This window comes from Lunatimonas lonarensis (assembly GCF_000390185.1).
Classification (GTDB): domain Bacteria; phylum Bacteroidota; class Bacteroidia; order Cytophagales; family Cyclobacteriaceae; genus Lunatimonas; species Lunatimonas lonarensis.
The window spans coordinates 46147-70513 of record NZ_AQHR01000114.1 but is presented as its reverse complement, the minus strand read 5'-3'; the positions used below and the strand labels follow the sequence as shown (position 1 = coordinate 70513).

Annotated in this window: 19 protein-coding genes and 1 other RNA gene; 6 read left to right on the top strand and 14 right to left on the bottom strand. The window is 46.9% G+C overall.

The genetic code is table 11. The annotated features are described in order from the left end of the window. Positions 1-12: 12 nt before the first annotated feature. A complete protein-coding gene (locus ADIS_RS21005) occupies positions 13-606 on the bottom strand; it encodes a Maf family nucleotide pyrophosphatase (RefSeq protein ID WP_010856746.1) in 594 nt (197 codons plus the stop codon). Further along, complete coding sequence (gene accC, locus ADIS_RS21000; protein ID WP_035807196.1) at positions 603-2105, bottom strand: acetyl-CoA carboxylase biotin carboxylase subunit; 1503 nt, start codon at positions 2103-2105, stop codon at positions 603-605. Before accC ends, ADIS_RS21005 begins: the two co-directional genes overlap by 4 nt. Before the next feature lie 214 nt (positions 2106-2319). Between accC and ADIS_RS20995 the strand changes: the two genes are divergently transcribed. Both ADIS_RS20995 and ADIS_RS20990 read left to right on the top strand, forming a co-directional pair. Then, complete coding sequence (locus ADIS_RS20995; protein ID WP_035807215.1) at positions 2320-3570, top strand: aminotransferase class I/II-fold pyridoxal phosphate-dependent enzyme; 1251 nt, start codon at positions 2320-2322, stop codon at positions 3568-3570. A 43-nt stretch (positions 3571-3613) separates the two neighbouring features. Next, entirely contained in the window at positions 3614-3790 is a 177-nt protein-coding gene (locus ADIS_RS20990; RefSeq protein WP_010856743.1) for a hypothetical protein, read from the top strand. Between the two features lie 75 nt (positions 3791-3865). On the opposite strand, the gene ADIS_RS20985 is transcribed toward ADIS_RS20990, so the two are convergent. The 3 genes from ADIS_RS20985 to ADIS_RS20975 all read right to left on the bottom strand — a co-directional run bounded on the left by ADIS_RS20985 (position 3866) and on the right by ADIS_RS20975 (position 7018). After that, positions 3866-4549 (bottom strand): ABC transporter ATP-binding protein, encoded by a 684-nt coding sequence (locus ADIS_RS20985; protein ID WP_010856742.1) that lies wholly within the window; start codon positions 4547-4549, stop codon positions 3866-3868. Positions 4550-4673: 124 nt separating this feature from the next. Further along, on the bottom strand, positions 4674-5933 hold the full coding sequence (locus ADIS_RS20980) for an ABC transporter permease (RefSeq protein ID WP_010856741.1): 1260 nt from the start codon (positions 5931-5933) through the stop codon (positions 4674-4676). Continuing rightward, positions 5930-7018, bottom strand: coding sequence for an efflux RND transporter periplasmic adaptor subunit (locus ADIS_RS20975; RefSeq protein WP_010856740.1), 1089 nt, complete (start codon positions 7016-7018; stop codon positions 5930-5932). Before ADIS_RS20975 ends, ADIS_RS20980 begins: the two co-directional genes overlap by 4 nt. A 249-nt stretch (positions 7019-7267) precedes the next feature. Here ADIS_RS20975 and ppsA point away from each other — a divergent pair, with 249 nt between their 5' ends. Then, positions 7268-9634: a phosphoenolpyruvate synthase gene (gene ppsA / locus ADIS_RS20970; protein ID WP_010856739.1), complete on the top strand. Its 2367-nt coding sequence runs from the start codon at positions 7268-7270 to the stop codon at positions 9632-9634. A 62-nt stretch (positions 9635-9696) separates the two neighbouring features. Here the strand turns inward: ppsA and ADIS_RS20965 are convergent, their stop codons facing one another. The 6 genes from ADIS_RS20965 to ADIS_RS20945 all read right to left on the bottom strand — a co-directional run bounded on the left by ADIS_RS20965 (position 9697) and on the right by ADIS_RS20945 (position 14825). Next, positions 9697-10566, bottom strand: coding sequence for a Brp/Blh family beta-carotene 15,15'-dioxygenase (locus tag ADIS_RS20965; protein WP_010856738.1), 870 nt, complete (start codon positions 10564-10566; stop codon positions 9697-9699). Continuing rightward, on the bottom strand, positions 10553-11716 hold the full coding sequence (locus tag ADIS_RS20960; protein ID WP_155907666.1) for a lycopene cyclase family protein: 1164 nt from the start codon (positions 11714-11716) through the stop codon (positions 10553-10555). The genes ADIS_RS20965 and ADIS_RS20960 overlap by 14 nt, the downstream gene beginning before the upstream one ends. A gap of 89 nt (positions 11717-11805) precedes the next feature. Next, complete coding sequence (locus tag ADIS_RS20955) at positions 11806-12558, bottom strand: bacteriorhodopsin-like (RefSeq protein WP_010856736.1); 753 nt, start codon at positions 12556-12558, stop codon at positions 11806-11808. 617 nt (positions 12559-13175) lie between these two features. Next, positions 13176-13580, bottom strand: a transfer-messenger RNA (tmRNA) gene (ssrA, locus tag ADIS_RS22825). 115 nt (positions 13581-13695) lie between these two features. Next, the gene (locus ADIS_RS20950; RefSeq protein WP_010856735.1) at positions 13696-14340 is read right to left on the bottom strand and encodes a DsbA family oxidoreductase; all 645 of its coding nucleotides are present in this window, start codon (positions 14338-14340) and stop codon (positions 13696-13698) included. A gap of 38 nt (positions 14341-14378) precedes the next feature. After that, positions 14379-14825, bottom strand: coding sequence for a hypothetical protein (locus ADIS_RS20945; protein WP_010856734.1), 447 nt, complete (start codon positions 14823-14825; stop codon positions 14379-14381). A 161-nt stretch (positions 14826-14986) separates the two neighbouring features. Here ADIS_RS20945 and ADIS_RS20940 point away from each other — a divergent pair, with 161 nt between their 5' ends. The 3 genes from ADIS_RS20940 to ADIS_RS20930 all read left to right on the top strand — a co-directional run bounded on the left by ADIS_RS20940 (position 14987) and on the right by ADIS_RS20930 (position 21281). Next, positions 14987-16381, top strand: coding sequence for a DUF3748 domain-containing protein (locus tag ADIS_RS20940; protein WP_155907664.1), 1395 nt, complete (start codon positions 14987-14989; stop codon positions 16379-16381). A 241-nt stretch (positions 16382-16622) separates the two neighbouring features. Further along, positions 16623-19712 carry a SusC/RagA family TonB-linked outer membrane protein gene (locus ADIS_RS20935; RefSeq protein WP_010856732.1) on the top strand — a complete coding sequence of 1030 codons (3090 nt, stop codon included), beginning with the start codon at positions 16623-16625 and terminating at the stop codon, positions 19710-19712. A gap of 33 nt (positions 19713-19745) precedes the next feature. Continuing rightward, entirely contained in the window at positions 19746-21281 is a 1536-nt protein-coding gene (locus ADIS_RS20930) for a RagB/SusD family nutrient uptake outer membrane protein (protein ID WP_010856731.1), read from the top strand. A gap of 66 nt (positions 21282-21347) precedes the next feature. On the opposite strand, the gene ADIS_RS20925 is transcribed toward ADIS_RS20930, so the two are convergent. The 3 genes from ADIS_RS20925 to ADIS_RS20915 form a co-directional block, all read right to left on the bottom strand. Continuing rightward, positions 21348-22211 (bottom strand): AraC family transcriptional regulator, encoded by an 864-nt coding sequence (locus tag ADIS_RS20925; RefSeq protein ID WP_035807195.1) that lies wholly within the window; start codon positions 22209-22211, stop codon positions 21348-21350. Between the two features lie 374 nt (positions 22212-22585). Beyond that, entirely contained in the window at positions 22586-23053 is a 468-nt protein-coding gene (locus ADIS_RS20920) for a hypothetical protein (protein WP_010856728.1), read from the bottom strand. A 2-nt stretch (positions 23054-23055) separates the two neighbouring features. Further along, entirely contained in the window at positions 23056-24285 is a 1230-nt protein-coding gene (locus ADIS_RS20915) for a sulfite oxidase (protein ID WP_035807193.1), read from the bottom strand. Positions 24286-24367: the final 82 nt, after the last annotated feature.

Here is a 24367-nt window from a genome sequence, read left to right as displayed (position 1 = left end):
TGAGTATTTTGATCACCAATTTTTTAGAGTCTTATAAACCAAATGGACGGGTAGTCCCATGACAGTGTAGAAGGAACCTTCGATTTTTTCCACACCGATGTATCCTATCCACTCCTGGATCCCATAGGCGCCTGCTTTGTCGAACGGAGAATAGTGATCAATATAATAATCGATTTCCGTATCTGTCAACGCAGTGAAGTGAACGGTTGCTCGATCTTCCAATAGGGTTCTTCTGCTTTGGTCCAAAATGGCAACGCCGGTGATTACCGTGTGTGGTTTTCCTGAGAGGGACTGCAGCATGGCTCGTGCGTCCGTGCTGTTTTCAGGTTTGTTCAGCACTGTTCCATCTACAATCACTACCGTATCGGCTGTAATATAGATTTCCCCTTGCTGAATATGCCGTTTATAGGCATCGCCTTTTTTGTTTGCTAGAAAACCAGCGACCTTTTCAGCCTCTACGGATGCCGGAAATTGTTCGTCTACATCCAAGGTTTTAACATCGAAAGCGATTCCCAACCCGGCTAACAGCTCCTTTCTCCTCGGCGAGTTAGATGCCAATACAATTCGGTGGCTGGTATTCAGGTTAAAAAGAGGGGACTCAATCATTGTACTTTACGGCTTTTCCACTTGCTAGCTATCATTTTTCCTGAAACAGGAGTTAGGGTGGCATTTGCTTTCACTTCTGCCTGCTCCTTCCAAAATGCAGCAAACCCTGCCAGCACCTGTAGGTCTTCCTCTGAAAATGAAGGGGAAAGTACAGAGGGTTTGAAATGTTTTTCCACAAATTTGGTCGTAAACTTCCCATTGATAAACTCGGGGTGTCGAAGGACATATTCGCAAAATGGAATGGTTGTTTTGATGCCCGAGACCTTAAAATCAACCAAAGCCAGTTTCATTTTTTCGATGGCAGACTCCCTGTCCGATGCATGTACGGTCAACTTTGCTATCATTGGATCATAATGTATGGGTATTTCCATACCCTCTTCGAAGCCGTCATCTACCCGAATTCCAGGGCCCTTGGGAGGGGAATAAGTGGTCAATGTTCCGGTATCTGGTAAGAATTGGTTTTCGGGATCCTCGGCGTAAACGCGCACCTCGATGGCATGCCCATTGATTTGGAGATCATCCTGGCTGAAGGACAAGCGCTCTCCTTCGGCAATACGTATTTGTTCTTTTACCAAGTCAATGCCGGTTATGCACTCTGTGACGGGATGTTCTACCTGAAGGCGTGTGTTCATTTCCAAAAAATAGAAATTCAGCTGCTCATCTACCAAAAATTCCACCGTGCCGGCACCGACGTAGTTGCATGATCTACCCACGCCTATGGCAGCTTCGCCCATTTTTTTCCGGACTTCGGGCGTCAATATAGCTGAGGGAGCTTCTTCAACTACTTTTTGGTGCCGTCGTTGGATCGAACATTCCCTTTCGAACAGATAAACGATATGTCCGTATTGGTCTCCAATCAGCTGGATTTCAATGTGCTTGGGGGCATCGATGTATTTTTCAATAAAGACCGATGGATCCCCAAAAGCGGAGCCCGCCTCTGAAGTTGCTCTTTCGAGTTGTGCTTCAAAATCTTCGGGCTTCTCTACGATTCGCATGCCTTTTCCTCCCCCTCCGGCACTTGCTTTTATCAAAACAGGGTAGCCGATTTTACCGGCAATTTGTTTTGCTGCCTCTACGTTTCGGATAGGTTCGTCCGTACCGGGGACCAGCGGAATGCCGTATGCGGCTACCGCTGTCTTTGCTTGAAGCTTACTACCCATAATCGCGATGGATTCGGGGGATGGGCCTACGAAAAGTATCCCTGCGTCCAGTACCTTTTGGGCAAATGCCGCATTTTCAGAAAGAAAGCCATACCCTGGGTGGATGGCATCGACCCCCAAGTCCTTGGCGGCCCTTATTATTTTCTCCATGGAAAGATACGATTCGGCAGCGGCTGCAGGGCCAAGACAGACTGCTTCGTCCGCAGCTTTGACGTGTGGTGATGCTCGGTCTGCCTCGCTAAAAACAGCAACCGTAAGAATTCCCATTTCTTTGGCGGATCGAATGATGCGGAGGCTGATTTCGCCTCTGTTTGCTACCAATAGTTTCTTTATCTTCATAAGGGCATTTTTCGGAACGGTTCGGCTGGAAGACGGCCCCTTTTGGTCGGGCCGAATGCATCCCTGCGAAGCTAACCATTATTCCCTGTTAAACGGAAAGAACAGGCTAAAACTAGCAGTTTTTTTGCGTCCGAGTGGATTTTGTATTAGTTTTGAGGGTTAAAATTTGCGCCATTTTGAATTTTGGTTTTGTTTTACAATAACTAGTACCACATTGGATTTATTTGAAAAGTTGCAGACTAACCTGGGTCCTTTAGGCAAGCACGCAGGCCGCTCGGAAGGGTATTTTACGTTCCCAAAACTCGAGGGTGAAATAGCCCCAAGGATGAGGTTTCAAGGCAAGGAAGTATTGACCTGGAGTTTAAATAACTATTTGGGACTGGCGAATCACCCGGAGGTAAGAAGGGTTGATGCAGAAGCGGCGGCCAAGTGGGGAGCTGCCTATCCAATGGGTGCCCGAATGATGTCCGGTCAGACGGATCTTCACGAAAAGTTGGAGGATGAACTGGCCAAATTCGTGGGCAAGGAAAAGGCCTATGTACTCAATTATGGCTATCAAGGCATCATGAGTGTGATTGATTCGTTGGTCGATCGCAAGGATGTTATTGTGTACGATGCCGAATGTCATGCCTGTATCATCGATGCCTTGCGTATGCACATAGGCAAACGCTTTGTCTATTCACATAATGACATGGAGAGTTTGGAGAAGCAACTCACCCGGGCAGAGCGTCTTACCAATGAAACAGGTGGTGGGATATTGGTGATTACCGAAGGTGTATTTGGCATGACCGGCAACATGGGCAATCTGAAGGAAATCGCCGCTCTTAAGAAGAAATATTCTTTTAGAATCCTTGTAGACGATGCCCATGGATTTGGCACCATGGGAGCTACCGGCGCAGGGGCGGCGGAGGAGCAGGGCGTTCAGGATGAAGTCGATCTGTATTTCTCTACGTTTGCCAAGTCGATGGCAGGCATTGGTGGCTTTATCGCTGGTGATGAAAACGTGATTCTATACCTGAAGTATAATATGCGTTCACAGATATTTGCCAAGTCGCTTCCCATGATCTATGTGGAGGGCACCCTGAAGCGACTGGAGATGTTAAGGACTATGCCTGAATTAAAGCAAAATCTTTGGGTAGTTGTAAATGCCCTTCAGAACGGTTTGAAGGAAAAGGGATTCAACATAGGTACTACAACCTCTCCCGTTACTCCCGTCGTGTTAAATGGAACAGTAGGTGAAGCAGCTACTCTGAGCAAGGATATAAGGGAAAACTACAATATTTTCTGCTCTGTGGTGATCTACCCGGTTATTCCCAAAGGTATGATTATTTTGCGTTTGATTCCAACGGCCGTACATACGTTGGATGATGTACAGGAGACAATCACTGCATTCGAGGCCATTAAAGATAAACTGGCCAGTGGGTACTATAATCAAACAGAGCTTGCCACCTCCTTTGGGGAATAAAGTCATATTATTATAACCTTTATCAACTTTAATACTTTTGATTATGAGCAGATTTAGTGAACTGAAAGATCTTGTTACCTCGCTGGAGGCGGATTTCGAGAAATTTTACGAGAAAAAAAACCAAGCAGCCGGTACTAGGATAAGAAAAGGCATGCAGGATTTAAAGAATTTGGCGCAGGATATCCGAAAAGAAGTACAGGATATCAAGAATGAAGAATAAGGAAAAAAGGGAGGTCTGTTTTTTGGATCTCCCTTTTTTATTGGTTTTTTGAGCCAAACGTAGACACCACTCAGACTATTGGGAAATGATACATCCGTCTTCCATTTCGATCACTCGGTCGGTGCCCATGGCAAATTCAGGGTCATGGGTAACGATCAGCATTGTTTGGTGAAATTCGGACGCGAGTTCCTTGAAAATATTGAAAACGATATCTGAATTTTTTTTGTCAAGGTTGCCGGTGGGTTCATCTCCCATGATAATGAGGGGGTCGTTCATTAGGGCACGGGCAATGGCTACCCGTTGCTTCTGCCCGCCGGAAAGTTGATTGGCTTTTTTTAAGGCGTGGTCTTGCATATCAAATACCCGGAGTTTTTCCATGGCAATATGCTCAAGCTCTGGGCGGCTTTTTTGTTTTAACTTTAAACCGGGGATCATGACGTTTTCCAACGCAGAAAACTCGTTGAGCAAATAGTGGAATTGGAAGACAAATCCGATTTTTTCGTTTCGGATAGCGGCCAAGTGGTTTTGGGATTTCCCGGTAATAAGCTCTTCATCGATACGAACAGACCCTTCATAGTCGGTGTCCATGGTAGACATAATATATAGGAGGGTTGACTTTCCACACCCTGATTTCCCCATAACTGAAACAAACTCCCCTCGGGTAACGCGAAAACTCACATCGCGTAAAACTTGGGTTTTGTCGGGACTGTAGAAATATTTGTTTATGCCGTGGGCTTCAATTACTGGTTTTCCTCTCATTGGGACTGTGGGGTTAAAACTTAGACTTGGCCTGACGTTGACGGCAGTGCCCTTTCGTTGGCCAATAGATAAATTGAAACAGTACCGCCAATTTTTACAGGGTTTGTTATCATCCAACTTGTCGTTACTTGCCTCGTATTATTTCGACAGGATCCACGCTGCTGGCCTTGCGTGCCGGGAAATATCCGGCGAAGTAAGTGGTTATCAAGCTAAATAGACCACCGATGAGGTAGTATTTGGGGTTGAAATCTACTGGGAAGGTTTTTACCGTAGGAAGCGCTTCCGTTTCAAAAGGAATCCGTTCAATACCTAAACCCGCCATAAAGCCAAACACCAGTCCCAAAGCTCCTCCAATCACACCTATCGTCAGCGCAATCGTGATGAATATTCGATTGACATCCGTGCCGGAAAACCCAATTGCCTTCAGGATGGCAATGGTGTCCATTTTTTCATATATCATCATGTTTAGTATGTTGTAAATACCAAATCCAGACACTACGAGCAGTGTGATGCCTACGGCGTAGCTGATCAAGGTCCTGATCTGTGTTCCTGTCTCGAACTGCGCATTTACCGTCTGTATGTCATCGGCATCAATCTGGAATATTTCACGGTATTCCGCCGCCATGTCGGGGGCCAGCGTGAAATCGTTTAGCTTCACCTGTACATCCGTCACGAACGAAGCGGGCTCACCAAGCATTTTTTGGACGGTTGAAATGGCCGCATAACTTTGAACATTGTCCAAGTCGCCCAGTCCAGACTGGAAAAAACCGACGACTTTTAGTTGGATTCGGTTGCCCTGGGAGGTAGTGACCTGCACGACATCTCCAATATCAGCCATGATCCTATCGGCTACCCCCTTTCCCAAGATGATGCTGTTAGCAGTGTTTTTTAGGTCAATAAAATTCCCGGCGGTGACATAATCGCTGAAAGCGAATAGGCGGTTTTCTTCCTCTACCTCTATGCCGTCAATGATGCCGGTGATGTCAAGGGTACCCACATTATAAAAAACCTGAGAGGAAAGTTTGGGCGCAACGCCAAGAACCCTTGGATCTGCTCTCAGCGTTCTCATAATCGCTTCGTTGTCGTAAATGTTCAACCGGCTGGCGGCAGGTTTGATGGATCGGATGATGTTATAAAAGGAGCCAAAGCGTTGATCCAGCTCGATGGGCTGGTTTGAGCTGGGCTTTATGTCGTTATAGAAGCGTATATGGGGCGTGCGATTGAGGATCAACCCATCCAACAATTTGTTCAGACCGTTCATAAATCCCAGCAGGGCTACGAACATGGTGATACTGAAGACCACGCCGGTCGCAGCGATCGCCGTTTGCTTTAGGCGGGCGGCCATCAGGGATTTGGCAATATCTATAATCAAGGAAAATTTCATCGGGCCGGTCTCTTTACCTCGGTTTTTTCATCTAATCCTGAGATGATTTCGGCTTTTTGGTAGTCCTTTATCCCTAACTGAACCATCAGCGTGTCGCCCGCAGAGGTAATCACCTGGTTTTCATTGACTATAAAGGCTCTAGGGAGGGTCAAAGCATTTTCTTTGCGTTGGATCACAATGTTTGCTTCCAATGTCAGGTTAGGATAAAGAACATGGGGCTGTCGGACAAACATTCCTTCTATCTGAAAGCTCTTGCTTCTTTCGTCCATCAACGGATTTATTTTGGTGACTATTCCCTCAAATGTTTCCCCACGGTAGCTGTCCATAGTTATCAGAATGGTCTGTCCCCGCTGTATCTTTACTATATCGAATTCATCCACCTGCATTTCAAGTAAAAACTCATCGGCACTGCCGATTATTGCCAGCGGCGTTTGGGCATTTACCATTTCCCCTTTTTCCTTGAGAAGGGCGTAAACCTTGCCGGCCACTTGGCTTTTCAAGATCAGATCGCTTTCCAAGGCGCGGGTGATGGCAAGGTTCTTGGAGGCACTGCGTTCGTTGAACTCCAGTTCTCTAAGAAGATCAATGCGCCGAATGTGTAATCCTTCCAGCGTGGATTTTGAGTTTTCGAAGGCTAGCTGTCGCTGCTCCAGCTCTACCGCGGTGCCAATTCCCTGTTCTTTCAGGCGTTGTTGTCGCGAGAAGAGCAGTGAATCGTTTTGATACCTCGTTTTGGTGTAGGCAATCGTTATTTCCAGATCCCGTAGTTTGGTTTCATTGATCTGTTTGTCGGCAAAGGCACGGTTAAGCTCGGCCGTTTCGCGATTGAGCCTTGCCGATTCATTGAAGATTGATAAGATGGGTGTTCCCTCCTTTACGGTGTCTCCTTCCGATACGAACACTTCCTGAACAGTCCCAACCGCATTTGCAAATGCCTGGTACTGGTAGCGGGCCTTGATAGACCCGGAGGCATAGACAGATTCGGTAATATGCTCGCGTTGGGGATAGGTACGTTCGCCGGATGACCCGCAGGATAAAAGACCCATCCATAAAAATGGCAAAAGAAGGATGACGATAAATTTCATGCTGCTGTGTTTTTGATCCAGTGAAGTTACTATAATATCGAACGAAATGGTAGGCCTGGTACCCAAATCTGTGGTAAACAGGGCAAAGATTCCGAGCTAAGTCGGTTGAATCCCGACGATGCAGCAGGGTATCACCGGGTGTGGCCTATGGTTGATTGAAATTCAGTTTAATCTCTGATATAGATCATGTTTTTTGGTTTTTTGCACACGTATATTCACTCATCCGTAAGAAACCCAAAATAAACTATCATGTCTACCTACACTATACCCTTCCGAACACTACGAAATACAGATGTGTCCTCCGTTGGAGGCAAAAATGCCTCCTTGGGAGAGATGATTCATGCCCTTCAGCCATTTGGTATTCGAATTCCGGATGGCTTTGCCACCACTGCCGAGGCCTATAGACACTTCTTGGATGAAAATGATCTTTTTAATAAGCTCCAGCACCAACTTGATCAGCTGGATACCGAAAAGCTGAGCAATCTGGCGGAGGTTGGCAAAAACTGTCGTGAATTGATCAGTACCGGGAAATTTTCGGGTCACATGCGGGAGGAATACTTGCAGGCATTTCGCGCTTTGTCGGAAGGGAAGGCCATTTCGGTGGCCGTTCGCAGTTCGGCAACGGCAGAGGATCTTCCTACGGCGAGCTTTGCCGGACAGCACGATAGCTTTTTGAATATTGAAGGGGAGGAGGAGGTTCTTCGTGCGGTGCATCGGTGTTATATCTCCCTATTCAATGACCGAGCAATCAAATACCGAATAGATAATGGGTTTGACCACATGCATGTCTACCTGTCCGTAGGGGTACAGCGAATGGTAAGGTCTGATAAGGGAAGTGCAGGAGTCATATTTACCATTGATCCGGAAACTGGTTTTGACAACATTATTTATCTGACCGCTGCTTGGGGCTTGGGCGAAAATGTGGTTCAGGGAGCGGTTAATCCAGATGAGTTTTATGCCTTTAAGCCATCTATAGGCGTATACGGCAAGCAATCTGTGATCTACAAGAGGTTGGGGGAGAAGGAAAATAAGATGGTGTATGGGCAGCGCGGGGAGAAGCCTGTCCTAAATGTCAGGACAAGCCAATCGGAGCGAAACAGTTTCTCTTTGTCGCTTGCTGAAGTGGAGGTATTGGCCGCTTGGAGTCGGCAGATTGAGCTGCATTATGGCATGCCCATGGATATTGAATGGGCAAAAGATGGTATCACCGATGAGTTATTTATTGTTCAGGCAAGGCCGGAGACGGTTCATGGGCAGCACACGGGTGTGAGCATCACCGAGTATACCCTACATAGCAAGGCAAAGCCACTGCTGAAGGGCAAGGCTGTCGGTGCAAAAATAGGTAGCGGGAGGGTGTGCATCGTCAGGTCGCTGGCTGATGCCCCCAAAGTGCAGGAAGGCGATATCATCGTGGCAGATATTACCAACCCCGATTGGAACGCCATGCTCCGGAAAGCGGTCAGCATTGTGACCAATAAGGGCGGAAGAACCAGCCACGCCTCAATTGTGGCAAGGGAACTGGGAATTCATGCGATAGTCGGAACAGGCAATGCAACCGATAAGCTGCAGGATGGGCAGGTGATTACGGTTTCATGTATCGAGGGAGATGAAGGTCTAATTTATGAGGGAAAGCTGGAATGGTCTGAAAAGGAAGTGAATCTGGAAGTGATGGAGCCCACCAAAACCAAACCGATGTTTATCCTGGCAGATCCGTTTAAAGCCTTTCGCCTTTCATTTTACCCCAACGAAGGAGTGGGTTTGCTTCGAATGGAGTTTATCATAACGAACACGATCCGGATTCATCCCATGGCACTGGTACAGTATGCATCGCTCCCGGATGGAAACGACAAGCGAGCCATTGCGGCGATCACCCAAAACTACGAGGACAAGAAGCGCTATTTCGTGGAGACGCTTTCGGAGCACTTGGCGATTGTGGCCGCTGCATTTTATCCGAAGGAGGTGATCGTCCGTATGAGTGATTTCAAAACCAATGAATATGCCCAACTGATAGGTGGGGGGGCCTTTGAGCCTACCGAGGAGAACCCCATGCTGGGCTTCCGAGGCGCATCCAGGTATTATAACGACCGGTACAAGGAAGGTTTCGGGCTGGAATGCGAGGCCGTCCGGGTACTGCGGGATGAACTGGGGTTTACGAATGTGAAGGTGATGATTCCATTTTGCCGGACTGTAGAGGAAGGAAAGCGTGTGTTGGATGTTATGGCTGATTTTGGTTTGGAACGTGGCAAGAATGGTCTGGAAGTGTATGTCATGGCAGAAATACCCAGCAATGTGATATTGGCGGAGGCATTTTCGAAAATCTTTGATGGGTTTTCCATTGGATCCAATGATCTCACCCAACTTACCTTGGGAATAGACCGGGACTCGGCCATCGTGGCGGATTTGTTTGACGAAAGCAACGAGGCGGTTACGTTCATGCTTTCTTCGGCGATCCTAGCAGCTAAGAAGAATGGAAAGAAAATTGGCTTATGCGGACAGGCACCCAGTGACCATCCCGCCTTTGCCCGCTTCCTCGTAGATCAAGGAATAGACAGTATTTCCTTTAATCCGGATGCACTGCTGAGGGGGATAGAGAATATCCGACATGCCGAATCGTGACCAAAACAAATTCGAAATCCTTAAAGGTTACAAATACTTCTTTGACGAAGCGTAGCAAGCCCCTAATGTCTGCTTTCCAAAAATCCATTCATATACCAAATATGGGGTGCGGATATCAGTGAGACCAACACAAAAAACAGCAAGGTCAGCTCCTGTGTGGTATTGGTTGGATATAAGATAACGAGTATAATGCCCATCCCAATAATGCTAGCCGCCGTGAATGGCAGCATTCGTAGGAAAAATTGACTTAACCGGTTGTCGCCCAGGGAAAATTTTAGTGATTGATATTCCTCCGACATACTCGGAAGGGCATGCCAAAATCCGAAATAAAGGATAAAGCCAACCAATAATGGAAGGTAAAACAACAGCGTTCCCAGGATCAGCATTTCGGCCAGATAGATGGGGTAATGGATCTGTTTGTTTTTACGTAGTATAAAAAATACAGCAATTACACTGGTACCAAGTAGCAGTAGTCCAACGTCATAAAAGCTGCCAATAGCCACTATCGGCGATAATATGGATTCCGTTTGCTCGAAATTTCCAAGTAAAATTGCGCCAAGATAAAACGCCCCTGTACCGAGATAGCAAAAGCCTTTCCCGATCAGCAACCTTTCACGTAGATAATGACTCTGGCCAAAATGGTATGCGGACATGATCAAGAAAGAGATCAGGGCAAGTGCGGGGATCATAGTCCAAACTAGTAGATAGAGCATAATGATCCCGAGGTATTTTAGTATAAACCTGGTCAGATCCCGTCGTTGGATATGGGGATTAGCCAATAGATGATCCAGGGCACCATGTGGAATCCCGACCGTAAAAAGAACAAGGGCAAATAGAATCCATTCAAAGGTCTGGTTGCCTTCAAAAAACACCAAATACAGGCCCGCAATGATGAAACCTACTACTTTGCCCCAGATATCAGTGTTTTTCATATTCGAGTAGGGATTTTATAAAAATAGGGAATTTCAGTCGAGACAATATCTTGATTTCTTCCGACAAGCTGCTTTCCTCATTTAGGAATTTTAATACCTCGGGCCCGGAACTGGTCTGGAACAGATTTATGAATACATCGGGTAATTTTTTTGGCCATTTTCTGGCGATGTTGAGCAAAATGTTGTCATAGAAATTGTATTTGGGTTTTCTTTTCAGGGTTATCATGCCCGAGAGGTTTTCTTCCTCTAGGCAGGAAACGATCCGCTGGCAATGTTTTTGGATATTGTAAAAGGTATAGCCTGTACTTGGCTTGCTCCACCCTGCCAACGTGCCCATGGGTATGATGTGTTCAAATCGGTAGGCTGACAGTTCCTGAGTGGTCATAGGGATACTTCCTTGCTCCCGAAAGCTTATTTCATAGGCCTTCTGGCCAATGTCATTTCTGATAAAGCGATCAATCATCCCTTCCATTTGGCATTGGTCGAGTTCTTGGTCGCTAAATGCCGTGTATTCTACCAGTGCCTCGGTGGATGAAAACGGCAGAATATAAAAGAACTCAGTTTGGTTCTGAGTGTTCTGCACAAAGTCCATGAGGACTACAGTATGCGGATCGAAGCAGGGTGCCGTGGTTTTGATCTTCCAACCTACGAATACCTGTTTTAAAATGGGTTTTGAAGAAGGATTCAGTGAAAAGTTTGGTATGGAGTTGAATACTTTTTTGGCGTGAAAAACACCGTAATTCGCTGTCTGTACATAGGCTCCTTCATCGGTTTCTGCGCACTCCACCACGCTGTCTTGAAGGAGTTCGATATGGGGGAACTTTTTGAGCAGGCCACGGATTGCCAGGTAAAAATCGGAGGATTTGAGGTGGAAATAGCGCAGGTTCTCCAGGGATTTTTCTATGCGTGTGTTTCCGTTTGAAAGGGCAATGGTCTGCCAACTAATGATCGGCTCGGTAGCCGGGTGGATATTCAATGGCTTTTCAGCCCAGTAACACCACGTTCTGTCATTGGTTTCCTTGCACGAATTGTCGAGAATGAGGATTTTGCAATTTCTTAATTTACTATGAGCTAAATAATATACCAAACTCATACCCGCACAGCCAAAGCCGCTGATTATAAAATCATAGGTAGCTTTTGTGGGATTCATAGGTTTTCTTGGGAAGGGTTTGTTTTTTGCCAGGGTTTTTGGATGAAAAAAGCTATCCCTTCCCACAGGACAGGGATAGCTTTTTCAAGTTAGGCAACTACAGCTTTCCGTGCCTTCGCAGTTTCTGCGATAGCGACCGAGTAGATCACCAAGCCAAAGCCGATTTTGTTGATGGCATCTGCCAAATTGTAGAAGAGATCGATGCTGCTCACCTCAAATGCACCCGAGAGCAGGTTTCCTGGGAGAACCATGTAGCCGATTGGATATATGGACCAGCCCAGCGTGATGAAAATCTTCAACAGAAACATGGCCTGACCCAATGCCGGACTATCAGACGATTTCGCCAGTTTGGCCACATCCCCAGCAAACACCTCGTACACAATGTAGAGGTAGCCCAAGGTGGAGAGAATACCCCACAAAATGTTGTTTTCGATACCGGAAGTTTCCCCGATGTAGCCTGTAATCAACATGACCAGTGAGGCCAGGATCAGTTTGAACAACGTGCTGCCCTTGGCTCCAAAGGGCTTCGTCAGCAAGTAAAACTCTACACACATCAGTGGCACGGTGAGTGTCCAGTCCACATACCTAAATGCAGTTGGACTTTGCCCTGTCTCCAGGTAGAAGTCTCGCATGTAGTAGTAGTGGACAGCAGCAATTCCGGTAATCAGACCGGATACCAGCAAGGAAGTTTTCCACTTCCCATCTACGGAGCTTCGTTCTACAAAGAAGAAGACAGCCGATGCAAACATAGCCATGTACCCAATGAAAAAGGTTATAGCAATTGGGTCGCTGTTGATGATCTTGTCAAGACCAACCAAATCTGCGGTTAAAAGGGTGTTCATAGGTTAAATTATTTTTTGTTAGGGAGAATGATAAAATAAAATTTTGGCGATCACCTAATACCATAAAGAGATTTGGAGAAAAAATGTTTAATTAATATTCATTAATATTAAACAAAAGGATTTGAATTGCTAAAAACCGAGTGGTAGTGTTCAAAAAATGGTACGAGGTAAATTTGCTTTTTTGATGCCGTAAAGAATCGACTTGAGCCTCGTAGACAGCACCTTACATGACAAGCATTAACTAGGGATAGACGTTATTTGATGTTTAATAAAATAGGTTTTTTATTAAACAATGTTAACAATGGATCCATAGCATGTGAAGTTTGAATTGATTCAATCGGATTCCGAATCTCTCCGGGTTTCTGAAACTATATAGGGGTAAAAAGTCAGGGTTGGTATATGGCGGCGTTGGTTGCCGATTAACCGATCGCTTACGGGAAAAGTGGTGGTTGTTTTCCGAATTGGGCAGTAATGGGCCGCCTAAAAGGTAAATGGTTGGCGTTGTGCCCCTTTTTTCGATCCAAAAATAGATGGAGTTCTAATAAGGATTTCTCTCAAATGAGGAAAAAAAATCTCCCACTCCCTGAGCACTTGGCCTTCTGGAGGGGAGATTTTTGAGGTGGAGCTGGCGAGATTCGAACTCGCGTCCAGATAGGGAAACACCGTACCGTCTACATGCTTAGTCACCTGTTGGATTTTCGACCGTTGTTTGCTGGGTGACACACCGGACAACAGCTTAGCCACTGATCTTAGTCCCGCTTAGTAGCCTCGCGGGAAGCAGCCCTGTCAGGTCGACACCCCAACTCCACCCGGACAGCGCAACGGACGGTGGGATGTGGCCGGGGAGCATCTCTCGAAACTCAACCCTTTAAGCGTATCTATATCCCCGAAGGGTAAGATTAGGCAGCCATGGCGTAATTAGATTCGCCAATTATGGTTCGTATGAATGATTCAAGGCCGTACATACTCCAGCCTGCATGCGAGCCCGATCCTTACACCTACTGTCAAAACCGGTCAGCCCCATTTGGATTAGTGTTACAAATAAAGTGTAAATTTGGTTCCCTTGCTTCTCGGTATTCCTGAAATCTTTTCGCTACGGGCAAAAAGATAGCGATTCTGGATGATTTGGCAAAAGACCTAGCCCTTGACGATTTCTTTGCGGCATTTTTCCAATGTCTCCATAAAAAGCTCCTTGGGTTGGGCGCCAGAAATAGCATATTGCCGATTGAACACAAAAAACGGTACACCTCGTACCCCCAGTTGTCGCGATTCTCGGATGTCTTGGTTGATGGCCTCGGTAAAGGCTTGTTCAACTAGACAGGTACGGGCTGTCTCTCGTTCAATGCCGACCTCACCGGCCAAATTGACCAACACATCGTGGTCGGCAATATTAAGTCCCTCGGTGAAATAACCTTGGAATAGCCGCTCTTCCATCTCGTTGCCGAGGCGGTGCCTTTTGGCCAGTTGAATAATGCGGTGTGCATCGATGGCGTTGGCTACCTTGGTGTTTTCCAGATGGTATTCCAGTCCCTCTGCAGCAGCGATTCCGGTCACGTGTTCTGTCACCTGGGTTACCTGTTCCATGGGCCATCCTTTGGCCTCAGCGAGGTAATCCAGGCTGTTTTTTGAGGGGTCTGTTTTTATATCCGGATTTAACAGGAAGCTTTTCCACGAAATTTCTACTTCATTCTGAATCCCAAGCGTTTGCAGTGCGGATTCCAAACGCCGCTTTCCTATGTAACAAAACGGACACATAATGTCCGACCATATTTCTATTTTCATCTCATTTGTTGGTGTTGATTATAAGGAAATGGGCTGCGTTATTTTTTGATCCGGAACACGTCGCTGCGCAGAACCGTATGGTCTCCAGTGAACCGAACGTTCGGGTTGTTTTCTGCTGTTACGATGATCTGCGTAGGGCGTTCGGGCAATGTTCCTTCAAAGCTCGCCTTACCCGTATTTGCCAACATCCCCCGGCGGTTTTTTAATTCGCCGATATTCCGGACACCACTGCCTTCGGTATTGACCCAGACCACGTAATTGCTTTTGGGAGGGGTCAATCTTTCGGGTAGGGCCAGGTTGTTTACGTTGAGCCTGACGCTATACTCCCCTTCCTTGGTTTTTTTGACTTCGGCTTTTGGTTCAGCGGCGGGCACCACGGGAGAAACCGGAAAATATATCTTTGGGCCGCAGCTAACGGCCATTCCCAAAAATATCAATAGCGGGATTACGCGGTACAGTGGGAAAAAGGATTTTGGTGTGTTCATGTATCTCATCTTTCTTTGAACATGGTGAGAGGTGTGTCTATCTTTAACGAAAGTGTTCCACTCCGGTTATTTTAACTGTATTTACGTGAAATTGGTTTTGGCGGGATGGTATTGGTTTGTACTTTAGGCTGTTTGATTTTTGTTATGATACCAGATACCTTATGCCACGCATCCTAAGAGCTATTTTATTGACCGTAATGTATCCTATGATTGCATGTAACCTCCATGATTCCCTTTGGCATGTACGCCAAGTGACGTTTGCCGCCCAAAACCATGAGTTGGATCATAACGAAAACTTCTCGCCGGATGATGTATGGCTGGTATATGATACCCGCCCCAACCCGGCGGGTATACAGCTGAATGCAAAAATTGAAAAGGTCAACGTGACTACTGGGGAAACACAGGTACTTTACAATTTTTCTTCTCCTTCTCCGTATGGTCCAGGTGTTGGGGCAGCAAGCTACCATCCATTTTTGAATCAGATTGTCTTTCTCCATGGCTTGGAGGATCATAACGCAGCGAATCCCTATGCTGCCCATCGTCGTACCGGAATCATCATTGACGAAGCAAATCCGGAAAAACATGTCTACATGGATTCGCGTGACGTTCGGAAGCCCTATTCGCCCGGAGCCTTGAGGGGAGGTACCCACCGGCATCAATGGAGTGCGGATGGCAATTGGATAGGCTTCACCTATAACGACGCCGTGATGGTGGATCTTGAAGCGAAAACAGGGAATAAGCATGATCTCCGAACGGTGGGAGTATCGAAGCGTTTGGGGCCTAAGGTTCTTGTGCCACAGGATGGGTCGGCAGAGCAGATTCAGGGAGAGTGGTTTTCAGCGGTATTGGTTCGGGTAGTGCCCAATCCCAGTCCGGGTTCTGATCAGATCAGCCGGGCATACGAAGATTGGTGGATAGGAAAGGAGGGGTACCGCAGACCGGACGGCACTTGGCAGCGTGCCCGTGCGTTTATGGGGGATTTGATTGCGGCTGACGGCAGTCCGATCACCGAGGTGTTTGTAGTCGACGTGCCGGATGCCATCGACGTACCGGGCGAGTGGGGGCCTTTGGAAGGAACGGATGTGGAGTTGCCGGCACCCCCCGCGGGTGCTTTGGTCCGTCGGATCACACGGACAGAGGATCGAAAATATCCGGGTGTTTCTACGGTTCCCAGGCATTGGTTGAGTTCTTCTTTTGACGGTGCTTTTATCAGCTACCTTGCCAAGGATGAGCGGGGTGTCGTTCAGGTATATTTGGTTTCTCCCCTGGGAGGGGAACCTATTCAAGCCACCAACCAACCAGACCCCGTTCAGACCATGGTGAGGTGGCATCCCCACGAGAGGTTGTTTTCTTATGTTTGCGACAACAGCCTTTTTTTGGCGAGGGTAGATGAATTCGGTGTGGTATCAGAACCCGTTCGGATTACAGAAAGAACCGAAGAGACACCCTTTGCCCACTGCTGGTCTCGGTCTGGCGATCAAATTGCCTTCAATCGATACGTAAATCAGGGAAAGGAGTCATTTATTCAGATTTTTGTGGCAGAAAATGTAGAGTGACCTCGCCCTATTTTTTGGTCGGCAGTCGAATACGAGGGGGTGCAATTATTCGATGGGGTGGATCGTAGTAGATAGGTTAAGGAGGCTGTTTCGGCTGCCTTATTGTGTATTGTTTTTTCGTTATAACACTTAAATTTTTTAAACAAGTCGTTTTTGTGCAAGAAAAGGTCGGAAAAGTACGGCTATTGGTGGTAGGTTATTGAATAGCTTTAACAAACAAATAAATCCACCAAACCTTATTATGAAAAATTACTCAGGAAAATTATTTATTGAGAAGTTGCGGCACCTTATGATGTTTGCAATGATTTTGATGGCTCCTTTGGATGCCATGAGTGCACCGGATGATCCTAGCGAGGACATTTTGATTCGTGGCGTCGTGAAAGATGTCAATGGGGTACCCTTACCGGGAGTGATTGTGGTCGTATTGGGAACCAATATCGGTACGGTTACCGATGGAGATGGTTCTTATTCCGTCAATGTTCCCGATAATGCGACGCTTTCCTTTTCGTTTATAGGCTTCAAGTCGCAATCGGTCACAATAGGAAACCGTAGCGTGATAGACGTAGTATTGGAGGAGGACCTGGCCAGTTTGGATGAAGTCATTGTCGTAGGCTATGGCACGCAGAAAAAGGCTAATTTGACCGGTTCAGTGGCAACGCTTGCATCTGACGAGATTATTAAGCGTCCGGGAACGAATGTGGCTAATCTCCTACAGGGAAAGGTGGCCGGGCTACAGGTTTCTTCCCATTCAGGTAAGCCCGGAAGCGAAAACAACACCCTGCGGATTCGGGGAGTCGGCACGTTCAGTGCCGCTGGAAGCGATCCCCTTGTCTTGATAAATGGGATTGCCGGAGATATGACCAACCTGGATCCCAATGATATCGAATCCATATCTGTGTTAAAGGACGCCGCGTCGAGTGCCATTTATGGGGCAAGGGCCGCAAACGGGGTAATATTGATTACCACCAAAAAAGGTCGGGCGGGAGATTTGTATGTGGACATTCACAGCAACGTTCAGGTGCAGCAGGCTACACGGCTTCCTAACCTTCTAAGCAATTCGGCTGACTACATGATGTATTGGAACCAAGGCCGCGAACGGTCTGGTCAGGTGCCTTATTTTACCCAGCAGGAGATAGACGCTTTTAGGAACAATCCCAATGACCCCATCAATTATCCAAATTTTAACTGGATAGATCATTCATTTCACACGGCGGTTACCCATAACCAGTCCATAAACATCGGTGGCGGAAATGATAAAACCACGTTTAACGTTTCGTTGGGCTACTTCGACCAGCCGGGCATCACCAGTTTATACGAGTTCAAAAAGCTTAACTCCCGAGTGGTGGTCGAGTCAACCTTAAAGGACTGGATCAAGGTTGGAGGCGACATCCAGTTTGTTCAAAAGGATATTCAACGAAGTAATTGGGACAATGGAGATGTTGATTTTCAAATATTGGCCATCTATGGTGCCGGCCCGAATTACACCCCCACAATGACGCTTCCAAACGGGAGTACGGGATATGTAGCCAGGTATAGCTCGGCTATAGGTGAGTGGACGGTTCGGAATCCGGATGCCCAGGACGTGAGTGGTATCCAAACAGATATCCAGTACAATATATTGCCGCAGTTCTACACAGAGATCAAACCACATAAAAACCTGACCTGGTTTTCAAAGGGTGCGATTTCATATGATACGAGGGCGTTTAAAAATCACGAGATTCCTGTCGATAATTATTTTTTCAAAGATGGCTCGTATGCCCATAACAATTCGACTTGGCAGCTGGGTGTGAGGGAAAACTGGAGTACCCAAATGCTTACAACGTTTTATTCTACGGTAAATTACCATAAATTATTCAACAGCGACCACGATGTAAACATATTGGCGGGCTACAACCAGGAATATTTCTTGAGCCGGTCTTTAGGTGGAGCGAAGGTGTTCTTTCCCACCGATGAGTTGAAGGAACTTGATGCGGGTGCACCATTAAATCAAAGCACCAGCGGCAGTTCAGGCGAGTGGGCTATTCAATCGCTGTTTTCCAGGGCAATGTACAACTTTCGAGGTAAGTATCTTTTTGAGGCAAATCTCCGCTATGATGGAACCTCTCGGATTTCCGCTGACACCCGATGGGGACTGTTTCCCTCCCTTTCTGGCGGCTGGCGCCTCTCCCAGGAATCCTTTCTTCAGCAAAGTTCCTGGATGGATGATCTAAAGATCAGGGCTTCATGGGGGCAATTAGGCAATCAGAACGTAGGACTCTATCCCTTCCAGGAGGTACTCGCAACTACTTCCTATCCGTTCTCCACAGCCTTTCCCGGTGCAGTGATGAACCGTATGGTGGATCCCACCCTGAGATGGGAAACTACTACCATGACGGACATAGGCTTTGACCTAAGCGTGGCGGAAGGGAGGTTCAATATGACATTTGACTGGTTTGATAAGGTAACAGATGACATCCTCTATAACATTCCGATACCAGCCAGCGTAGGACTTACTTCCCCAACCGTCAACTTTGGAAAAATGAGAAACAGAGGGATTGACCTGGAAGTAGGATCCATAGGTCGTGTTGGCGAATTGTCCTACAATTTCAGCCTGAACTTCTCAACCTACAGAAATGAGGTACTGCGCATACTGGCACCCATCTACGGTAATTTTACAGTTCAGGAAGGATTGCCCTTTAACTCACACTTTATGGTTGAGTGGATCGGAATCTTCCAAAACGAGCAGGAAATTGCGGAAGGGCCACTACACCCGTTTAATCCTAAGCCCGGAGATTTGAAATTCAAAGACCAAAATGGAGACGGTGTGATCAATGCGGCGGATCGGATTGTGATGCCAGGCGCTTATCCTGATTTCATTTATGGAAGTACAATCAATCTTGCTTGGCGGAATTTTGACTTAAATGCCTTTTTTCAGGGAGTGGAAGGGGTAGCCCAGAGTACGCAGGGACTCTCGTGGGGACTCGTGCCCTATATTCAAGGGTCTCCCCCTCCAGTTGATTTTGTAAATAACATGTGGACAGGAGAGGGTTCCACCAATAGCCATCCGGCTATGTACATATCTGGATACGGCCCGGTCACCGGTACCAGAAACTCCTATTGGTTATTGGATGCTTCCTACCTTCGCTTGAAAAACCTAATGCTGGGATACAATATGCCTACGGCACTTATAAAGCGGATAGGGTTACAGAATGCGAGGTTCTATATTTCGGGCGACAATTTGCTCACATTTACCAAATGGCCGGGTTCCGATCCGGAGAGAGCGGCAACCAATTGGTTTCAGGCATACCCGCAAATAACCTCTTATACCCTTGGTTTAAAAGTACGCCTGTAGGCATGTGGTCTTAACAAAAAACAGAACAGAATAATGGAAATTATAAAAAATATCATTTGGGCATCCAAGGCGGCTTTAATTGCGATCGTCCTTATCGTTTGCCAATCTTGCCAGGATTTTCTGGAAAGAAATCCTACCACGCAAATTTCCAGTCCTACCTTTTGGAAAAACCAGAAGGATGCGGATTTGGCGTTGGCGGGTGTGTATTCGCGTCTAAATGTAAACACCTTTAATTTTGAAGGGGTGTATTCCCTGGATATAATGGCGGGTGATGCAAACGAGGGAGCCCAAAGCTTGGGCGCAAGCTCGACAGGATCCTTCGCGCAGGGTAATATGGAAGCAGTCTCAGGTGGTCTATTGGCCAATATATACAACGAGTGTTACAGAGGAGTCGCTTCCTGTAATTTTTTCCTCGCCAATATAGACAGGGTAGAAATGCCAGAAGCCACCAGAACGATCTATAAAGCGGAGGTTCAATTCCTACGGGCGTTGTTTTATTTTAACTTGGTTGACTTCTATGGCGGCGTGCCCTTATACACCCGACCGGTAACCATTGAGGAAGCTACTGTCCAACAAAGTACGCGGGAACAGGTAGTTCAGCAGGTAATAGCAGATTTGGATTTTGCCATTGCCAATCTACCCAATACCGACTACAGTGCTCGCGGACATGCGGTAAGAGGATCTGCGTTGGCCCTAAAGAGCAGGGTACTGCTGTTCATGTCAGATTGGCCCGGGGCTGCGGCAGCTGCCAAACAGGTAATGGACGAGGGTAAATTCAGTTTGTTTAACAATTTCAAAACGCTGTTCTTGGCAGAAGGGCAAAACAACAACCCGGAAATCATGTTTTCGACAAGGTATCTCAATCCGGACAATTCCAGCCAACAGGATATCCGGTTGCTTTGGCACGGCATATGGAATCCCCGGGCAGAGCTTCGCGATGCGTTTGAGTGCGTAGATGGTCTGCCGATAAACCAATCTCCCCTCTATGATCCGACCGATTGGAAGAAAAATCGAGACCCAAGATTGTTGGAGACTATTCGGGCTTTCACCGATCCTGCGATAAAGGCCTCTGGAGAGGTGGTTCCTTTTGCTTGGAATGGTATTTCCCAAACGGGACTCTCTCCTGTGAAAGGTGGAAATGTGGAAACTTTGCCGATTGATTATGCCACAAGGAGCGAACAGGACTGGGTTTTGTTGAGGTATGCGGAAGTATTATTGAATTATGCCGAGGCGCTTAATGAGTCGCAAGGGCCGGTACAGCAAGTCTATGATGCCATCAATCAAGTAAGAGCGAGGCCTGGGGTTGAAATGCCACCATTACCCACTGGCTTAACCCAAAGCCAAATGCGGGATCGAATCAGAAATGAAAGAAGAGTTGAGTTTGCGTTTGAAGGAATGCGGTATAGGGATATCAGAAGGTGGAGAACAGCCGAAACGTATATCAATTCATTGGTAGAGCCAGGTTCAAACATCAGACGTGTTTTTGATCCTTCCAAGCACTATTTGTTTCCGTTCCCTCAATCTGAGATAGACATTAACCCAAATCTGATTCAGAATCCGGGCTATTAAACCTATTGTGACAGAGGCCGCTTGGCGATCCAAGAGGTCTCTGTTTTTTTTGGAATTTGAGATACACTATTCCATGTGCAATCTTCTGTAGGCCGATGGGGTGAGGTTGGTGTGTTTTTTGAAAACCCGGGTAAAATACGAGGTGTTTCGGATGCCTGATTCTTCCATTATTTGCGATTGAGACAATTTAGTGGTCAGCAACAAAGCTTTGGCTTTTTCTATCCGTTTGGAGATGATGTATTCGTTTGGACACACGCCCAATGCTGATTTGAAGGTGCGGGTAAAATGGTCTGGTGAAAAGCAGGCCATGGAGGCAAGTTGCTCAACCGTGATTTCTTTGTCGAGGTTTGTCTGGATAAAGTAAAGGATAGGCTGCAAGCCGTATCGAAGGATTTTACCGGCAGACAACGGTATTTCGGGTTGGATGAAATTGGAGAGGATCTGTCCTAGAAGTGACGTGGTTTCCAAATGTTGTTTTAGGGAGTCAAAACAGAATCGTTGGTTTGTCCAGGGCTTCCTTTGGTAGACCATTGGGTCGTGGTGTGGGATTTCTCGGTTAGGGTTGATGTCCCGTAATCGCGTAAAAAGGTATTTCATCAAGTCGTTGGCTTTCACCGTCTGATAAAAGCCCATCAAATTAAAAGCATCTATTCCATCTTTCATGCTAAGGCCAAAGTGTACATAGATCATCTGAAGGCCCGGGTGAAAGAAGTAGGAGCAGGTCGTGAAGCTGGGAACCAAATACATCCTTCCTTTACGCAAATCTATGGGCCCTGATGCCGTCATTAACTCTCCCTTGCCCTTCACAACTAAGTACATTCGTGAAAAAGGGCTGGAAATACCTTGGAAATCCTCGTGTTCTTTAAAATCATTCGTGCCAATGTGCCTGAGGTTAAATTGCAAGGAACCTCCAATTTTCTCGGAATACATGGTGCAAAAGTTGGGGTTAGTTGGGTTTGGGTTGTTTTGCTGTTCTACTATTCTTTTTAAAAATAGGAAATATATTTTTGAGTTTGAATACCGATTATATAATAATATAGCGGAATCAGACCAGAAAAAAGGCGATCTTACGGATAGTGGCTTAATAATATCAACGACCCGGAGATGAGCGGTTTGCCCCTAATGTCTTTCTGGCGATGCAGAGAGCTGGGGAAGGGCATGCGCAAGCTGGGGAACCAGTCAGCGATCTGTTCTTTTGTACAGGTTAACCGGAGGGGATGTTTAATTGGGATGGGCTATCAAATCCCCAAAAAAGGAAAGGTGAAAAATTTGCAAGTTCGGTTACCAACGTTCGGGTATGGCTATTATTCCCTCAGTTCATACCAATCAATGTCCTTCAACGGAGCCCTCCTGAATCCGGCGGACGATTGGGGATCCTCCGGTCCATAGTGGGTAGCCAGGTAGGTAAGGATGACCTCTTCCTGATTTCCCATGTCCCAAAGGTTTTGGGTACGTTGCATCCATACGATCATTTTTTTCCATCCCTCCCGATCGGCCCTATTCTGCGTGATCAGCTGTGCAGAATGGCAAGCAGTACAATTTGCTATCACCAAGTTCAGACCATCCCCCTCCAACAGGCCGGTGGCTACGTGTACGCCGTTTTCCACTCGATTTTCTATTTGATCCAGTGGAATGGGCGCGTCAGCCGCTACAAAGTCATTCGGTTCATTTACGACCGCATCAAATACATAGTACCCAACGAAAATGAGCAAGAGAACTCCCAGTCCTACGATAATGGGGTGGAATCGGGTTTGCAGCCGTTTTTGCCTCATAATCAGGATACTTTAACGGCGATGCGGTGACAAGCGTTGTTGGCGTATCCTTTTGGATTCCAACCGGGGGTTAGCATGGGCTGGGTTTTGCCGGAGTCATCGGTGGCCTTCACCCATACTTCATAGTACCCCTTTCGGGGAAAGGAGACGCTTGCCTGAAAATGCTGCCAGCAATACCGGTTTTTGGCATTTTCAAGTTGGCAGGTACTCCAAGTGGCACCAAAGTCAATGGAATACTCTACCTTGGTGATTCGCTGTTCAGCGGTCCAGGCATGCCCTCGGATACGCAAAGGGCTGTTTTCCTTGATGATTGCTCCGGACTTGGGGTAGGTGATCAGCGATTTTACCGGCATGTTTTCGATGATGCACATGTTTTCGTTTGGTACATCGCTACCGGGCTGTACCGGATCGCATGGCAGGGCATAGGAGGGAGGTGCCATTTTTTCTCCGTCATGAATTCGGTCTCGTATGGAAAGTCCCGTAAGCCACTTGCCTGAAACAGAGGCGGGAAAACCCGAAGCTATCAGCCGAAGGGGATGTCCATGGGCGGGAGGAATGTCCTTGCCGTTCATTTCATAGGCAATCAGCGTTTCATTCTCCAAGGCCTTGGCGATGGGTACTCCGCGGGATATGACCTCTTTGTTCGTGTCCCGACTGAGATGAAGATCGGCCGCATGATAGCCCACGTATACGGCGGTGCTTTTTATGCCTACATCGGACAGGATATCTTTTAGGCGAACCCCGGCCCATTCAGCGCAGGATACAGCCCCTACTTCCCATTGGTTGCCTTCTGTGGGCGGGAAGAAGTCAGCCCTTCCGTTCCCACCGCATTCCAAGACAAGTTGATACTGGTATTTGGTAAACTTGCTCTTTAGGTCTTGAAGAGTGTAGGTTTTCTCTTGGTTTACCGCCTCTCCACGAATCGTCAGCGTCCAACCTGCCACGTCGATCTTTTCAGGAGCAAGCCCATTATTTCGAATAAACATTTTCTCATTTGGCGTCACGCGGTCGTCCAAAAGGTGGGCAGGGGTTTCTACGTTCCAGGGCAGGTTGTTTCGAACAATCAGCTCGGGATGCTTGCCAAAAAGGGTCTGGGGATCGTTTTCCAGTACGAGGGGGAGGTAACCTTCCGGTAGGGCAAAAACGATCTCGGCGCCCAGCAATGCCGCTAGCGAACTTAATCCGGTCTTTGTGATAAACTTTCTGCGTCCCGTTGGATTGGTGTGCTTCATGGTTGTTATTGGGGTAAATACGCTTGCCAAATTAACCTTTTTTGGCCTTTGTTCAAATGGGAGTGGAGGACTAAACAAGAAG

Coding starts and splice junctions, on each gene's coding strand:
- ADIS_RS20920 (WP_010856728.1), bottom strand. CDS start 23,053: ATGAGGCAAAAACGGCTGCAAACCCGATTCCACCCCATTATCGTAGGA.
- ADIS_RS20955 (WP_010856736.1), bottom strand. CDS start 12,558: ATGAACACCCTTTTAACCGCAGATTTGGTTGGTCTTGACAAGATCATC.
- ADIS_RS20930 (WP_010856731.1), top strand. CDS start 19,746: ATGGAAATTATAAAAAATATCATTTGGGCATCCAAGGCGGCTTTAATT.
- ADIS_RS20980 (WP_010856741.1), bottom strand. CDS start 5,933: ATGAAATTTTCCTTGATTATAGATATTGCCAAATCCCTGATGGCCGCC.
- ADIS_RS20950 (WP_010856735.1), bottom strand. CDS start 14,340: ATGAAAATAGAAATATGGTCGGACATTATGTGTCCGTTTTGTTACATA.
- ADIS_RS20985 (WP_010856742.1), bottom strand. CDS start 4,549: ATGAGAGGAAAACCAGTAATTGAAGCCCACGGCATAAACAAATATTTC.
- ADIS_RS20940 (WP_155907664.1), top strand. CDS start 14,987: ATGCCACGCATCCTAAGAGCTATTTTATTGACCGTAATGTATCCTATG.
- ADIS_RS20915 (WP_035807193.1), bottom strand. CDS start 24,285: ATGAAGCACACCAATCCAACGGGACGCAGAAAGTTTATCACAAAGACC.
- ADIS_RS20935 (WP_010856732.1), top strand. CDS start 16,623: ATGAAAAATTACTCAGGAAAATTATTTATTGAGAAGTTGCGGCACCTT.
- ADIS_RS20975 (WP_010856740.1), bottom strand. CDS start 7,018: ATGAAATTTATCGTCATCCTTCTTTTGCCATTTTTATGGATGGGTCTT.
- ppsA (WP_010856739.1), top strand. CDS start 7,268: ATGTCTACCTACACTATACCCTTCCGAACACTACGAAATACAGATGTG.
- ADIS_RS20965 (WP_010856738.1), bottom strand. CDS start 10,566: ATGAAAAACACTGATATCTGGGGCAAAGTAGTAGGTTTCATCATTGCG.
- ADIS_RS20990 (WP_010856743.1), top strand. CDS start 3,614: ATGAGCAGATTTAGTGAACTGAAAGATCTTGTTACCTCGCTGGAGGCG.
- ADIS_RS20960 (WP_155907666.1), bottom strand. CDS start 11,716: ATGAATCCCACAAAAGCTACCTATGATTTTATAATCAGCGGCTTTGGC.
- ADIS_RS20925 (WP_035807195.1), bottom strand. CDS start 22,211: ATGTATTCCGAGAAAATTGGAGGTTCCTTGCAATTTAACCTCAGGCAC.
- ADIS_RS20945 (WP_010856734.1), bottom strand. CDS start 14,825: ATGAACACACCAAAATCCTTTTTCCCACTGTACCGCGTAATCCCGCTA.
- ADIS_RS21005 (WP_010856746.1), bottom strand. CDS start 606: ATGATTGAGTCCCCTCTTTTTAACCTGAATACCAGCCACCGAATTGTA.
- accC (WP_035807196.1), bottom strand. CDS start 2,105: ATGAAGATAAAGAAACTATTGGTAGCAAACAGAGGCGAAATCAGCCTC.